Here is a 15,092-nt window from a genome sequence, read left to right as displayed (position 1 = left end):
CAGGCTAGGTATGCCTGAATATCAGTAAAAATGACAGGGCCGTTAAGAGAGGGCTATTTGATCAACAAGGCCGCACAAAACCAAAAGCACAACCTTAATTAATATAAAACCCACCAAGGAAGCTAAATACGGCTTCCTTTTTCTGTTTTTAAACGCACCCACTGCAATCTCCTCCCCCGACAAACTCCCTTAGTACACAAGATGCAGTTTAAAAATAACTCAGGCCACAATCACACTTTAATTAAATACGCACATGACTGAACTGATGAACCCAATCTGACTTACGTTCAGGTGTTACCCAAATGAGGAGATCATGATTGAAGCGACTGCTATTCTTTAACGTGTGCCTTATATCGATGAACGTTTTTAGCACAAGGCAAGCTGCAACCCATCACTCGACCAAGGCTGGCATCAATACGATGATCAATAAACATCGACAAAAAATAAAAACATTAGCATTAATAAACATAGGCTTATACGTAATCAGATTAAATAGTTCCAATGAAATGAGCACAATAAAATAAAGGTAAACCAACTTCCAACAGCTTGATGACAAAATTAAAGCGTCACGCTGAAAAGTTCGCTCACAGATATCGAATTACTTTTGTCCCAAATGGCCTCCGACCGAAATAGATTCTTGTAAGCCATTCATTGGTATAACCCTGAATTTAATTAAAAGTGACAGTGCAATGTACATTGAACGCTAACAAATGATTTGTCGGCATTTCATCGAGAGTAAACAAACACCTTAAGAAATTCGTGTAAGCCATTCATTGGTACAACTCTGAATTTAATTAAAAGTGACAGTGCAATGTACACTGAACGATAAAAACTGGTTTGTCTACATTTCATCGAGAGTAAATAAACCCCTTTTATAACTTACTAATAAATATACGAATAAAAAGAACGAACGGGCCTATTAGGACGAACTGAGCACAATTTACGACAACAATAGACCCATCTTAAAAACGCACTGTCGACATGCACACTTAAATAAAGCATGTCGGTAAGCAAACAAATAAAAGGGTTTTATTTATGTCTACTTTACTTGCTACACGCATTGCCGGATTACTTATCCTGATCTCAACCAGCTCATTTATGTATGCCGACTCCATCATTTATGAGCTACTCACTAAGCCAGACTTTTTAGAGCAAGCGGCGCTTAACAGATCATCTCTGGCGTTTGCGGCACTATTAGAGTTTATTAACTGTGCTGCGGTGATTGGCATGTCCATTCTGATTTACCCGACTATCAGACAATACAGTGAACGCATTGCCATCGGGTATGTAAGTGGTCGTTTAATTGAAGGCGCAACCTTGATCACCGGTGCAGTAACGCTGATGACATTGATTGCCATGGGTAAACAGGTTATTGAAAACCCTGATGTATCGAGTGAATACCTTTATATGATGGGCAGTGCACTCAAATCTGAGCGTTGGTTTGGCTTTTTAATGGGCATGTTTTCTCTTGGCTTATGTGGCTTTTTACTGAACATCACTTTATACCAATACCGTCTAATTCCAAGAGCCATCTCAGTACTTGGCATGATTGGTTACGCAGTACTCCTACTAAAAGTCGCTTTTGATTACTTCGGTCTAGATTTCTCAGGTGCTTGGATGTATATCCCAGGTGGCTTATACGAATTAATCTTCCCATTATGGATGATTTTCAAAGGCTTTGATTTAAGCGAAAAACCAAAAGTGAACATTTAATAAATATATTAGTGGCAATAATATTACCCACAACACCACCAGCAGTAAAAACACCTTAAAAAAACAATTGAACAAATTAAAAAAACATGCTTTTATAATCAAGTTAAAATAAACTAAAGGAATAATAAAAATGATTAAACTTAATAAAAAAACCGTGTTAAAGGTTATTGGAGGCTCTAAATCTAGTGGCCCTCATACAACAGCTCAAACAGAAGTTGTATTTGGAAGCGCTTCTCAGTGCCGCACCTGTCACGAGCCACCTGAAACAAAATAAAAACGCATAAAATCATACAAATAGAAGGGGTTTAAATCAAACCAAGATCGCCTTTTAAAACCTTAGGCTCAGATCAATTTTAACCCCTTTAAAATCAATCATAAAAACAACAACCGACCAATAAAAATCACTTTACAATAATATAAAATAAAAACAACTATATTATTAAATTTATAAAAATCACACTTTACTAGTCCATCAAGACTAATTACTAAAGCCATCAACTATTATTTAGAATCCAAAAAGCAATAAACAGCTAATAGATAAGGTTATAATAGCACCTAAACTGCCCAAAAATGGTTCCACTTACTCTGCAAAAAATAAAAAATTAGGTATGACTTTTTGCTTACCATAATACAAAATTAATTATACGTTTTATGCCCTTCATAGAACGCCATTAAAGTGAACCACCTTTTGAAAACACTATTTCGAAACAAGCCCCCTTTTTGTCATGTGGGCAATATCGAATGCTGCCTCGCAAAACATACGTGACCAGGTTAAAAACCATGTATAGCCCCAACCCTACCTTACCCTGATGTCGTGCCGTGGTATAAAACGGTTCAAACATATGCGCTATCGCTTGCTGCTCAACCCCTCTTCCATTATCAGTAAAGCGTAAGAACACTTGCTCTTGCTCAGCTGTGACATCTATTGATATGTGTCCCGCTTTTCCTTCAAACCCATGTAGCAGTGAATTGAGATACAAGTCCTCAAAAATTTTACCGAGCGCTTGAGAGTCACACTGCACCATGCAGTTATCTGGACAATCTATCTCAACAATGACATCACTGTCCTTACCATGAAACCCAATAACCCCTTCAATGCAGGCTTTAAGATCAATCTGACTTTCACTACTAACATATTCGTGGGCTGATGCTTGCTTAAAGCGCTTAATGAGTTGAGCAGCTCGCTCAGTATTGCTGTCTATCAACTCAATACTCGATAAAGATACATCAATAAACGATTTTGTATCACTGAGCGTTAACTTACTGGCTTCTAGTTTAGACTTAAACTCATACAACTCTTTAAGCAATATCGAGCTAGCGGTAACCGTCGTGCCAAGCGGTGTATTTAACTCATGAGAGACCCCTGCAACTAAACGCCCTAAAGACGCCATTTTTTGTGCTTCAACTAAGTTGGCTTGTGTTGATGTCAGCTCTTCGAGTATCTCTGCCAATTCATCTCTTGATTGCTTTAAGCTTAAAGTCCGCTCTTCAACTCGTTTCTCAAGCGTTGCGTTTAATTCAGCCAATGCCAGCTCCGATGCTTTAATTTCAGAAATGTCTTTAATCGTGCCACTGACTCTGAGCACAGTGCCATCTTTTGCTCGGGAAGTGACCTTCCCCCTGTCTGAAACCCACAGCCATCGTCCACTTTTTGTCATTACGCGATAATTCACTTCGTAAAAGTCACTGTCGCCTTCAAGGTGGCGGTTAAATTTACTGTGCAAACGTTCATAATCATCGGGATGAACACTGGATTTTATGGCTTTTAAATCGGCGCCAATTTGCTCACATGGCAAACAGAGCTTATTCATCTGGTTATCTCTGGTTATTACACCTGTTTGTAAATCCCAATCCCACAACTCATCACCACTCCCCCAAAGGGCATGGCTTAACCTTTCTTTTACTTCACTAACTTGCTTTAGTGCCGCTTGTTCGACTCTGAGCTGTTTATTTTTGGTGCGCCAAAAATAACTAAAAGACAAAAAGCAAAACACAAATAGCATACCGATTAAAAAAACCACTTGTTGTACAGCTTGCTTTTCAATTTCAAGGTCTTTGATGCGATTTTGTTGGACTAAACTGGCTATTTCTCGCTCTTTTTCTCTGACACCAAACTCAATCGCCAACGCACTGATCCGGTATTGATTATTCTTCTCTTCCCATATATTTTTTAACGTTAAATAGTCTTTGGTGTACGCCAAGGCTTGCATGTGCATGCCTTGTTGTTCAAATATAGCGGCGACTTCAAGCTGGCACTCCATGAGTAAAGCCTCTCTTTGATGTTCTTGAGCAATCTCTATCGCCCGCATATAAGCATCAATGGCACTTCGTGGCTGTTGTCTAACCAAGTGCAGTTTCGCCAGCGCCTGATGGATCTCTGCAATTCTATCTTCCCAAGGAGAGCCTTGATAGAGCGAAATACTCTGTATCAAATAACGCTCAGCTAATTCCAGTTGCCCTGTTTCAATGTATAGACGCCCTAAGTCTAGGTAAGTGGAAATATTTGGATCAGGTCTATTTATTTCTTTTTTCAAAGCAACCGCTTCTTTGAGCATTTGCTCTGACTTTTTAAAATCACCCGCTTCTCGATACACGCTACCAAGCCGATTATAGGTGTGGATCATGCCAAGCTTATACCCAAGCTCTTCTTTCAGCGCTAAAGACTTCAGGTGCATCTCTATTGCTTTTTCAAACTTACCCACTTCATCAAAATAAGTGCCCATGTTGCTGTAAAAAATGGCTTGTTGATTCGGGTTATCGAGTGTCAACGAGATTTGGATCGCTCTTTTTTGATGAAATAAGACCTTTTCGTATAAGTTCATTTTCCTGTAAAGAGACGCCAAACTTTGATGAATAGATGCAGACATAACAGAGTCGTTAAGCTTGCGATATAAGCTCAAGCTTTGTAAATAACTGCCAAGAGCTGCTTCATAATCTCGCGTTTTACTGTCTAAATGCCCAGAAATACGATGCGCATTTGCTAAGTGAACCTTAAACTCTCCCTGCTTCGCCTGCTCTATCACATCAATTAATCGCGCTCTGGCTAAGTCATATTTGCGCTGGCGAATGGCAATATCTGCAAGCACAATTTGCACACGCAGCTCGTTTGCCATGACAGTGCTCTTTTGAGCAAACTGCTGTGCTTGTAAAGCGACTGTATTCGCCTTGTTTAAATCACCATAAGAAATATAGGCACGAGACAGGTGATTAAGTAATCTTGCAGACTGATCATGGCTTGGGTGTAGTTCTAAAAGTTGAAGCCCTTCATCGGCATATTCAAGCGCTTGTGATGTGTTGTAGTGAAAGTTTGTTTGTACATAATCGATTATCGCTTCGATTTTTGCGGTGCCTTGGCTATTTTCAATGTTTTTAACAAGTTGCTCATTGGACAAGGTGGCAAACGCAAAGCTATTGAAAAATAGCACGATAATACAAAATACAGCAGCATGTTTGTTCAAGGCTAATTCAGACATCGTTACAACCTGTGTTTTGTGCTCAAGCAACTAAAAACAAATCTTATCTGCTGAGCGACTCCATGGGGTTAAGTTTAGCTGGTTGTGAAAATTCTGTTTAAATGCCGCCGATTTGTACCCAATTTATTGAAATAAGATAAAAAACCCTCATATAAATTCCACAGCAAAAATAAAATTAAATGGAGTACAGCCCAACTGGGCTGGTATTTAATAATGATGAGTAACACGGACTCAACCTTGTCTTTTAAATCGTTAATGTCGGCAACACACAATGAACTTGAAAGACTCACACAAGGCGTCATTGATACCTATGACACCAAATCATTGCAAGGTTTTGACATAAACGCTGCGATAGCAGCAGAAAGCAAAGATCTCATAGCTAGATGTGATGACTATAAAAATGGCTTTGCCGAAGTAAGAGCCCGCCGAAAAATTGCAGACACTGTTCCAGACAAACATTTACACGACCAGGTAATTAAATTGCCCTGTGGCACACTTTGGTTAGTTGGAATTTATCGCAACAACCTAGATCAAACATTAATAGAAGTCATTGGCGAAAAAGCGGTTAAATTTGCAGATCTCAAGCTTTACCTGCCTGAGATTTTAGCGTTTTTTAGTTGGTGTAAGCCTGAAATGGTTTCTATATGGTCAAAGCCAAACAGCGCTCACTTTAACGCCCTTAAACAGGTAAAGGGTGCCGAATTAGAAGACTGTTTTTGGGGCGCTAAGATTGAACATATTAGCAAACTAAACTCAAATGAAATCGCCCTTAAACCATTTGATATGGCGAATGACTGGTCTTGGTATAAAGATGAATACCACACTTTTCATAAAGACGTTCCGCAGTTAAAAGATCGCCTAGAAATCGAAGATAAAGAATCTGTTGCTGAGTCAATAGAAAACAACTTGTGTTATGTCGCTTACAAAGCACACCAACCAACACAAAAAATAGGTGCATTAATACTAGAACCTTGTACTGAACTAGGCTATAAGGGCGTTCTTATCTGTGATTTTATCATTGCAAAACAGCACAGAGGGCAAGGCTTTGGCCCTAAGCTCCAAGCTGAGCTACTCCGCCAAATTAGTGCACGTTTTGAGTTTATATGCGGCTATATTTACGCTGGCAATCAAGCTTCAATGAATAACGCCAAACACACTAGAACACTGCTTAGAACTGAGATCACACTGCCAATTGAGCACTTCGTTGGCAATAATGACGCTGACTAAAAATAAAAAAGCCACTATGCAATTGCAATAGTGGCTTTTTAAAATCAACTTTGTGAGTAATTAGTTGCAGTCACGAACCCACTGCCACACTTCCCATTTAGATGAGTGCTCTGCAGGTGACGCGCCTTTGTTCCACCACTGCGCCTCATAAATGCTGCCATTTTGTGACGCTTGGTCGCCTTTTAAGTACACTTTACCCGCAGACCACGCATCAACCGAACAGCCACCACCTAGAGAAATAGATACCTGTTGAGTCTTGGTTGACTGTAACCCCTCAGCATCCTTTACAGTTAAAGACACGCTGTAAGTGCCCTCAGAACCATATGTATACACAGGGTTTCTCAATTGACTCGTAGTACCATCGCCAAATTGCCAGTTATAGCTAACCACGCCTTTGTCATCAAAGGAAGTATCAGTAAAAGTCACAGCCAAACCACTTTGTGTGAAAGAGAAGTTTGCAACTGGTGCAGTGTTATCAACAGGGCCATTATCTCCTCTCGGAATTACACCGCCAAAGTGTGTTGCTACTTCTGGCCAGATCAATTCAATGCGGGTACCGCGGTTCAGCTTTGTTGTACATTGCGTGCTATTACCATAATGGTGCAGTGCAATGACATTATTGTCATAAGCAGACACAACTGGCGAACCTGAAGAGCCGCCTATGGTGTCACATTTATAACCCATATCAGTATCTGATCCGCGACCTGCTGTCACTGTTTGGTCAATTTGACAGTAACCACCCGTATTTTGATCACTCTCAATCGCTAGCTCTTTTGGATTACCGCTACCATGCTGTGGAATGAAAATACGCTGGCCTTTTTGTTGGGATGATACATCTAAACCAAAATGACCGAACTGTCTGATTTTTTCAAAATCATTGACTGTAAACAACGTGTAGTCCAGTCTGTAATCTGTCGCAAGCAGCTGATCTGCCATAACTTTAACAGTGCCATTTGTACTACCTGTACCACATGCTGAACGTTGATAGTTAAACCATACCTCCACGTTTTTCGCATCTGCTGCCGAGTCAAAGCAGTGGTTATTGGTAAACATATGATTACCGGCACCGACACGCCAAGCGGTACACAAACTACGCCCACCAATTAGTAAGCGTGCAACTGGGCGACTTCGCTCATACTCAACTGGATGAGAAGTTTCCCAGCATGCGACATCTCTGCGTTCGTTAATACCACAAGTAGAATTAGGCTCAATCATGTCAAAACCTGACATAACTTCATTCGCTGCAATCTCAGTATCAGAGTACCCAGCAAAGAAGTCGGCAATTTCAATACCATGTCCTTGCTCCCAAAGACTTGTATCACTCACAACCAATTTCAGCTTGATCGTATCTGCTGAGACTGACATAGATGAAAAGACACCGCTGTCATTTTGGTCATAACGATATACTTCCGTACCTTTCAAGTCACTGACTTCAAGGTAAGCACCTTTTGGCAGAGAAAACTTAGCGAAATTCACTTTGATGAAGTGCGCGTTAGGGTAATTAATAACATGTTCAAACTCATTATTGGTAGAGTTAGCTATGCTATTAAGGCCTAAATTTAGTTGATAAGAAACCGCTTGGGCGATCTCAGTCTTTTGGGCAACGCCAGTATCTTGAACGCTTGCTTGCGTGCCACTAGCAAGTACTAGCGCGCACACAGGAAGTATTGATTTGATTACTTTACATGATGTCATAAGGTTAAAATCCTTTAATTGTAATTATTGTGCTTTTTTAATAAAAAGCTTATGAAATCTATGTTATTGCAAAGTTAAATTCAAGGTAAAACTTTAAATCACCATGTAAACAAATCATGACAGGAAACTTTAAACCTCGCGGTTCTTGTCACTATCTATCTCATGTTTAAACCTGTCAATCTACGATTAAACCATTAAAAATGCAGCATTGAAGAACGTCATTTTGCCAATCAAAAACTCGAATAATAATAGTTTTTAAACCAAATATCATAACCTTAAAAAATAAACCGGAAGATCTGCCAGCTTACTATCAAAAAAGTCAAATGCTAAGTTATGTAAGTACCTATATTCATACGTTTAACATCCAGTTGTTAACTGGCATTCGTCTCCAAACAATACTTAATAACATTAAAAGAGAAATCAAAATAATGAAAAAACAATTAGCAATGGGCTTACTTTTTGCCTTCGGCTCTATCAATGCTTTCGCACAAGAATGTAAAACTGAAGTCGAAACAAGCAAAATCAATTATTATCAAGGTTTCGCAAACTGTAGTGCTTTAGTAAACGGTTCATTTCAAAATATCAGCAGGTTTATCAATTTAACGACAAACCATACAGCATTCATCGGAGATTGGGTTTATAACCCTGCAACCAAACATCAAGTCTATGCCACTTGCTTGGCAAACGTGCCTTTTGCGTATTCCGAGACAAAAACAACAAATGTGAGATATTGCAAAGATAAAGTCCTTATCGAAGCGCGAGGTGGTTCACCTGAGCACGCTATGTCAATTCTGAGACAACGCGGTGCAACTGAAGTGGGCGGCTGCAGACCAGACTTTACCGATCAACCAATGCACTTTGTTTGTGTTGGCTATATCGTAGATTGGGTTAAACAATAATCTTCACTATTTGTTTAACAAATCCTTTTAAATGCGTACCTACAGATCGGGCACGCCACATCATTAAGGAAAACAGATGAAAATTAAACTAAACAAGAAAAAGATCAAAGCATTAAGTAATGACACACTCGCATTACCGGTAAAACTCACACCTAACATTGCAGGTGGTGGCCGCAGAACATATGGCCCAGATCACTGTAACAATCAGAGTATTGCACAACGCATGTGTACTGAAGAAATTTAATGTATGAAAGATGAGTCTCGTTGCTTTAAAAAGTAGAGACTCACTTATGATGAATTGCCTACATTCAATAATTACATATTCATAATCGTACTCAGTCTCTTTTTAATCACCGGATTGGATTGCGATTGATAAAGACCATCTAAGCGCTCTATATTCATAGCTGATAATTTATAGTTTGCTTGCTGATATACACGAGCGAAGGCATCAATCGAAGCCATTTCAGGAGATGCTAACAAGCTCGTTATCACCTGATCCTGATAATCTGCCATTTGCCCTAAAGATTTAATGGTATTCTTTCTAACTTGCACATCCGAGTGCTGAAGCAAGGCTGGGAGTTTTGCAATCAGCTTAGGGTTTTTACTATTGGCCACCGCTAACACTGCGGTTGAAAGGTGAACTGGACTGCGCATTTTATCAGCCAAATAATCGGCCACTTGGTTGGATTGCGCTGGAGAAAACTTACTCATTGTGCCCATGTTAAGTAGCGCCATATCGGAAATCGCCTCATTTGATCCTTGCTCTACCACATGCCTTAAGCTAGAGAAACCAATATCCGATGCATTTTCAAAGCGTCCTAACGCCATCACTAACTTTTGCTGTACCTGCACGCCTAACTCATCATCAGTCAAAAGATCTGAGATCATTTGCTCAGCCTGAAGAGTCTGTGCTTTTTGTAACGCGTAGATAAATGCAGAAGTTAAATTTTCATGCTGCACGAACAAGCCTTTTAAACCACTTTGGTCAAAATTATTAAGCATATATAGCCCAATCGCTTTTGCTAAGCTAGGATCTAAATTACCTTTTAGCGACTGTATATACTCCAAAAAGTTATCCCCTGTGACCTCGATACCTGTGCTCTGTGCGATATCATCAGGCAGAATATGTGTGTTGTGATTAGCTTGCCAATCAACGGGTTCAAAAGGCGTGTGTGTAATAGGCTTAACTGACACAGTTTGTACAACTTCATAGCGTTGTCCACTGCGCTGCCAAATTTGATTATTATTATATTCTAGAGTCAATGGTGTGCCTGGACGGGATAAATGCAAAGTGATCTGCCACTGTTCTTCTTCTGTGTTGTCTGCATGTTTTTGATGGGCTGTCACTACTCGTTCTATCACATTATCTTGTTGAACATACTGAAATGTTTTTACGCCCAACGCATCTTCAAAAGTAAGCGGTGAGTCCAATGAGTAACTCATTAAATCAAGTACTTTAGATAGCACAGATAATGGATGCTGCTCACTTAACCCAAGCATATCAAGCTCTGAAAATTGTCGAGACTGATACTTCACCAAAAAAGGAATTTGCGTGGGCATTGTTTGTAACTTATTGTCTGCCATAAACACAATATCACTCAGCATGGCGGCTGACTTGATCGATGCAGACGCATGGGGTTGGAAATTCATTTTCCAACTCAACTCAGAAAATGTCATCGCGCTACCACTTTCACTCAACACAGCAGAATGAATATCGACTTGATAGGCAAAAAAATACGATTTTTCAGCCAGTGTTTTTGACTGCCCTTGTTTAACTGCTTCAGGCTCAATTAATGTTTTATCATTATTGCTCAAAGAGTTGAGTATCGCCAAGCCAACTACCACTGCTACAGCGGCGCATATATAAATTGTTTTTTTCATGGACTCATCTCAAAAGTGGTGGCTAGGCCACCACGTTTTACAGTTTATAGATTTTCCCAGACAGGGCTAGCGTATTCGTATAGCACTGTCTCACGCGTATATAGTGGATCCCACTTCATGACGTCCACATTAAATTGCAGTAGGCCCCATAGCTTTTTGCAGTAAGCTTGTATTTTGCCATCACCGCCTGTCAGCTTGGTGCTGATTTTGAGCTCTAAGAAACCTTGCTCAACAACTTGCGTATCTTGAACCACACGGCGGATCCCTGCTTCTACATACCCCTTACCTTTGACTTTAAGTAAATTTAATTTACCTTTTACGCCCGCCTCAGAAATACCGTGACCAAAGGAGCCGTAGGCAGAGCTAGATACCAGACCGCCAACATAAGGTTCAACAGATGCATACACATAGTCTGGACGCCTTATGCCGTCAACTTCATATGGCTCCTCGTTCCCATGACCACCAATTACACCGCCAACCGTAAATTCTGCACCGGCTTCAACACCTGCACCAAATTTAACACCTACTTTTAATAACCCTAATGGATCAAGAGGTAGCTCAACTTTAGGCTTGATAGGCTCAGGAATTAAATCAAAATAATATTCGATTGGATAAGTGATAGAAGCATTCAGTAAGTCATCACAATTTGGTTTAAAGCTTGCTACCGTGTCATCGCCAACAGTAAAGTTAAAGCTCATGCCTTGTGTACAATCCAGCTTGCTTGGATCAAAGGAAAACTCTAATTCTCCGATGGACATTTTAAAATTACGGTTATGTAGTTTTATCCAATTTCCAGCCTGATACGCCCCTTGCGTCGCGCCATTACTGACCTGATCGACATACATCCAGCCCTGCTGATCACGATATTGGTGCGACTGACCAATCACATTATTCTTTTGAATAGTTCTCACATTGCGTTCTACATAGCCTGGGTCTTTATAAAGGTAAGCGTTTGCAGCAGGTGACAATGTAATCGCAGAGACAACACCTAGCAATGCAGCGTATTTAAATTTCATGGTTATCCTCATATATCTTTTAAGTTTTTAAATGTATATATGTTGCGCAACAAGACCAAGATAACACACTTTTTTTACAATTAACTTTCATTTTTACCTTTTTCAGATAAATAAAAGCGGGAAAATTATCAGAAACCCTCACAAAAATACGTATTTTAAACTTCACTAATACATTATTTAGAATAATAAGGAATGGTATTATTGTTATAATTTAATTAAAAAGTTAGAGGGAGAAATAAAATAAAACCAAAAATCCTATTAAAATAAAGCTTGAGACAATAGATGATGCAAAATCCAACAATTCACAATATAGAAATAAAAGTATGCTACATGCATAAATTTCATTTGAATTAATAAAACAGACACAATACTGTTTAATTTTCAAACAGCAAAAGGAGCTTAGATATGTCATCTAAAATAAAATCGGCCTTAATCACAGCCATTGCGGCAACAACACTATTTGCATCGTTAACTTCCACAGCATCTGCAAGGTATATATATTACTCAAAACACTACACATATGTGACTCAAGATGAAGCCACTGCTAAATTCAGAGCTGAATTTAAAGCAAAATACCCGGGTATTCAGATCACCTATGCATATTGCTATTACCCAGGTGGTGGCATGCCTGTTTTTATGTGTAATGGAAAGGGAATAAGATAAATCAGGGACTAGAACCGAAATTTAAGCGGTATTTCGGTTTGTTGCATTTAAGAATAAAGCTGAAACCTTTTAGGATATAGAATTTCACACTTGGATGCGTAACCTCATTGATGTACTGCAGCCATATGCACAGGATAAGATTAATCGTTACGGGCAATAATCGACTGTAAGTACAGCATCATAAGGTTACCTAAGTAGAAACCCCACACCACTACCATTATACATATATCATCTATTTTACGGTCTGTTAGACCTTTTAAACTAATGAAACAGACGTAACGACTTACAACTTTAAATTAATAAAAGGAGCTTAGAGATGTTATCTAAAATAAAATCAGTATTAATTACAGCCATTATGGCGACAACATTATTTGCATCGTTAACTTCCACAGCATCAGAGAGAGAGGTTTTCTATAGAACACACTATACTTATGTCCCTTTGAGTGAAGCTATGGTTAAGTTTAGGAATGACTTTGAAGCTAAATACCCGGGGGTTCAGATCATCTATACAAGCTGCTATTACCCACCAGGAGCCATCTATAGTTTATTTATTTGCGAAGGAAAGGGAAGAATATAAAACCAGAAACTAAAACCGAGAATGCAGTGGTATTTCGGTTTGTTGAAGTAGATAATAAGCCTGTAACTAGTGAAAAAATTTCACACTTGAGCGTATTCACATTGATATACTTAAGCCTATACAACAGATAACATCAATCTTTATGACCAATAATTGACTGTAAACTCAGCGTCACAAAGCCACCTAAGTAAAGACATCACACCATTTTAATTATACATGCATCATTCATTTCACGATCTATTCCCCCTCCAGCAGCGGCTTATAAGCAAGATATTGAACTGATAATAATGATAGCTAAATTATTCAACAAGTTCACAGCTAACTTTTACTTTTGACAGTTAAATTAAAAGCACTTTTCTTAAGAAATATGGAAACTAAGGAAATGGCAAGGTACCCTTAAATACTCTCATTTTTAGTCAAAAACAATGTCAAAACCACCTTGAGAAGTCAAAGTGGCTTAATTTGTAAGTACCCAAGTGACACTTGTAATTAAATTACTCTACCTTTTCAAGTAACTCGTTAATCTGCCTGCGAACTGGTGATACTGCATCTGATTGATTCGCTAAAATTACTACTACATATCCCGTATCTAAATGAATATCAAGACGTGCATCAACTCCTAAATAAGCGCCACCATGACCAACAATACGATTACTAGGCTGGCCACCAATCGAAAACCCGTAGCCATACCATTTTGCCGAATTGTAGGCAGACTTCTCACTGTAAGCTTGCTCGGTTAGTTCTTCATTGAGTAATTTATAATTTGTCAGTGCAAGTGCAAAGCGATGTAAATCTTTACTTGTCGAAAATCCGCCACCAGCTGGGCTGCCTTTTACAGCGCGTGTATAAGTACTTTTCACCCAATTATCACTGTGCATACGCTTCAAATAACCCGTTGCTAATTTCGGTGTAGTTGAATCTAACTCAAAGCTGCCAGAGTCAGCCATATTGGCCTGGTCGTAAATGTATTTTTGAACAAAGTCGTAGTATGACAAGTCGCTGGCTTTTTCAATCACAAGGCCAAGCATCAACATCCCTGAGTTACTATAGCGGTTACGTGAACCTGGAGAAAAGTGCAGTGGTGTTCCCGCAATGAGTGGTTTATAGCTCTCTAAGTCTCGGTATAACTCTTTGTTACTGTCATTAAATTCATCATTGAAAAAGTTACCCAGCCCTGAAGTATGCGTCATTAAGTGACGCACAGTAATCTTTTCTACTTCCCCTTCAGGCAACCAACTGCGGTCGACATAATCAACAAGTTTGTCGTCCAACTTTAATTTACCTTGCTCAACTAATTTTAAAGCAGCCAATGCCGTAAACATTTTATTGATTGAACCAAGCGCAAACCGAGTATCTAATGTGTTTTTAACTCGCCACTCTCTGTTTGCAAAACCAACAGCTTGGTTAAAAATGACCTTTTCTCCTTTTGCAACCAATACCACGCCAGAAAAAGCATCATTATTACCCAAGCGCTCCATCAAGATGGCAAGCTCACTCGCAACTTTTTGGTTCGATAGTCCCGCTTTAGTCTTCTCTTTGTCTGGCATATCACGTAAATAGAAATAGTTCATGCCGTGAGGCTTTTGTGCTTCTCGATTAATCATCAACGTATAAGTAAGCTGATGATTTTCTGACTTTACTAACAGGCGTTCGTTGTTATTTTCCTCTGAGAGCTCCTTAATTAACGTCAACTTACCATGCGTATTTTGTATATTTAAAAATGCACCAACGTGCGCTTCAATCCCATAGGTTTGAATACGACTTTGTGACATGTTTTTTGACAGATAGTCCTTTGCGTCATGCCTGTCACCTTTATTAAATAACTGTAAGAACGAATTAGACAGCGCTTCCTTGGCCAACAATTGACCAGAGAAAACCAAAAGAAGTAGAAGTATGAAACTTTTCAAAGTAAATCCTTTATTATTATTGATGAATATTCCCTGCCTTT

General features: G+C 39.2%; 11 protein-coding genes. 6 read left to right on the top strand and 5 right to left on the bottom strand.

Going from position 1 to position 15,092, the window contains the following annotated elements:
• The first annotated feature begins 1,035 nt into the window (after positions 1-1,035).
• Complete coding sequence (locus tag N477_RS14425; RefSeq protein WP_063362950.1) at positions 1,036-1,713, top strand: DUF4386 domain-containing protein; 678 nt, start codon at positions 1,036-1,038, stop codon at positions 1,711-1,713.
• A 671-nt stretch (positions 1,714-2,384) separates the two neighbouring features.
• On the opposite strand, the gene N477_RS14420 is transcribed toward N477_RS14425, so the two are convergent.
• Positions 2,385-5,186 carry a tetratricopeptide repeat protein gene (locus tag N477_RS14420; RefSeq protein ID WP_155731906.1) on the bottom strand — a complete coding sequence of 934 codons (2,802 nt, stop codon included), beginning with the start codon at positions 5,184-5,186 and terminating at the stop codon, positions 2,385-2,387.
• 213 nt (positions 5,187-5,399) lie between these two features.
• Between N477_RS14420 and N477_RS14415 the strand changes: the two genes are divergently transcribed.
• Positions 5,400-6,413 (top strand): hypothetical protein, encoded by a 1,014-nt coding sequence (locus N477_RS14415; protein ID WP_063362952.1) that lies wholly within the window; start codon positions 5,400-5,402, stop codon positions 6,411-6,413.
• 60 nt (positions 6,414-6,473) lie between these two features.
• Here the strand turns inward: N477_RS14415 and N477_RS14410 are convergent, their stop codons facing one another.
• The gene (locus N477_RS14410) at positions 6,474-8,108 is read right to left on the bottom strand and encodes a PKD domain-containing protein (protein ID WP_063362953.1); all 1,635 of its coding nucleotides are present in this window, start codon (positions 8,106-8,108) and stop codon (positions 6,474-6,476) included.
• 428 nt (positions 8,109-8,536) lie between these two features.
• Here N477_RS14410 and N477_RS14405 point away from each other — a divergent pair, with 428 nt between their 5' ends.
• Positions 8,537-9,007, top strand: coding sequence for a hypothetical protein (locus N477_RS14405; RefSeq protein WP_063362954.1), 471 nt, complete (start codon positions 8,537-8,539; stop codon positions 9,005-9,007).
• A gap of 76 nt (positions 9,008-9,083) precedes the next feature.
• On the top strand, positions 9,084-9,251 hold the full coding sequence (locus tag N477_RS26085) for a hypothetical protein (RefSeq protein ID WP_155731905.1): 168 nt from the start codon (positions 9,084-9,086) through the stop codon (positions 9,249-9,251).
• Between the two features lie 71 nt (positions 9,252-9,322).
• Here the strand turns inward: N477_RS26085 and N477_RS14400 are convergent, their stop codons facing one another.
• Positions 9,323-10,888 (bottom strand): HEAT repeat domain-containing protein, encoded by a 1,566-nt coding sequence (locus N477_RS14400; RefSeq protein ID WP_063362955.1) that lies wholly within the window; start codon positions 10,886-10,888, stop codon positions 9,323-9,325.
• A 44-nt stretch (positions 10,889-10,932) separates the two neighbouring features.
• The gene (locus tag N477_RS14395) at positions 10,933-11,904 is read right to left on the bottom strand and encodes a hypothetical protein (protein ID WP_063362956.1); all 972 of its coding nucleotides are present in this window, start codon (positions 11,902-11,904) and stop codon (positions 10,933-10,935) included.
• 405 nt (positions 11,905-12,309) lie between these two features.
• Here N477_RS14395 and N477_RS14390 point away from each other — a divergent pair, with 405 nt between their 5' ends.
• Together N477_RS14390 and N477_RS14385 are read left to right on the top strand one after the other, a co-directional pair.
• On the top strand, positions 12,310-12,567 hold the full coding sequence (locus N477_RS14390; RefSeq protein ID WP_063362957.1) for a hypothetical protein: 258 nt from the start codon (positions 12,310-12,312) through the stop codon (positions 12,565-12,567).
• 316 nt (positions 12,568-12,883) lie between these two features.
• On the top strand, positions 12,884-13,144 hold the full coding sequence (locus N477_RS14385; RefSeq protein WP_063362958.1) for a hypothetical protein: 261 nt from the start codon (positions 12,884-12,886) through the stop codon (positions 13,142-13,144).
• 494 nt (positions 13,145-13,638) lie between these two features.
• Here N477_RS14385 and N477_RS14380 read toward each other — a convergent pair whose 3' ends face one another.
• Positions 13,639-15,051 carry a serine hydrolase domain-containing protein gene (locus N477_RS14380; protein ID WP_063362959.1) on the bottom strand — a complete coding sequence of 471 codons (1,413 nt, stop codon included), beginning with the start codon at positions 15,049-15,051 and terminating at the stop codon, positions 13,639-13,641.
• Positions 15,052-15,092: the final 41 nt, after the last annotated feature.

Origin of the sequence: Pseudoalteromonas luteoviolacea H33-S (assembly GCF_001625695.1) — a bacterium.
Taxonomy (GTDB): Bacteria; Pseudomonadota; Gammaproteobacteria; order Enterobacterales; family Alteromonadaceae; genus Pseudoalteromonas; species Pseudoalteromonas luteoviolacea_B.
The sequence above is the reverse complement of the archived record's forward strand: the minus strand, read 5'-3'. Positions and strand labels throughout refer to the sequence as shown.

What these genes read in the sequence shown, in the direction of transcription:
- N477_RS14420 (WP_155731906.1), bottom strand. Translation starts at nt 5,186, where the DNA reads ATGTCTGAATTAGCCTTGAACAAACATGCTGCTGTATTTTGTATTATC.
- N477_RS14385 (WP_063362958.1), top strand. Translation starts at nt 12,884, where the DNA reads ATGTTATCTAAAATAAAATCAGTATTAATTACAGCCATTATGGCGACA.
- N477_RS14395 (WP_063362956.1), bottom strand. Translation starts at nt 11,904, where the DNA reads ATGAAATTTAAATACGCTGCATTGCTAGGTGTTGTCTCTGCGATTACA.
- N477_RS14405 (WP_063362954.1), top strand. Translation starts at nt 8,537, where the DNA reads ATGAAAAAACAATTAGCAATGGGCTTACTTTTTGCCTTCGGCTCTATC.
- N477_RS14415 (WP_063362952.1), top strand. Translation starts at nt 5,400, where the DNA reads ATGATGAGTAACACGGACTCAACCTTGTCTTTTAAATCGTTAATGTCG.
- N477_RS14390 (WP_063362957.1), top strand. Translation starts at nt 12,310, where the DNA reads ATGTCATCTAAAATAAAATCGGCCTTAATCACAGCCATTGCGGCAACA.
- N477_RS14425 (WP_063362950.1), top strand. Translation starts at nt 1,036, where the DNA reads ATGTCTACTTTACTTGCTACACGCATTGCCGGATTACTTATCCTGATC.
- N477_RS26085 (WP_155731905.1), top strand. Translation starts at nt 9,084, where the DNA reads ATGAAAATTAAACTAAACAAGAAAAAGATCAAAGCATTAAGTAATGAC.
- N477_RS14400 (WP_063362955.1), bottom strand. Translation starts at nt 10,888, where the DNA reads ATGAAAAAAACAATTTATATATGCGCCGCTGTAGCAGTGGTAGTTGGC.
- N477_RS14410 (WP_063362953.1), bottom strand. Translation starts at nt 8,108, where the DNA reads ATGACATCATGTAAAGTAATCAAATCAATACTTCCTGTGTGCGCGCTA.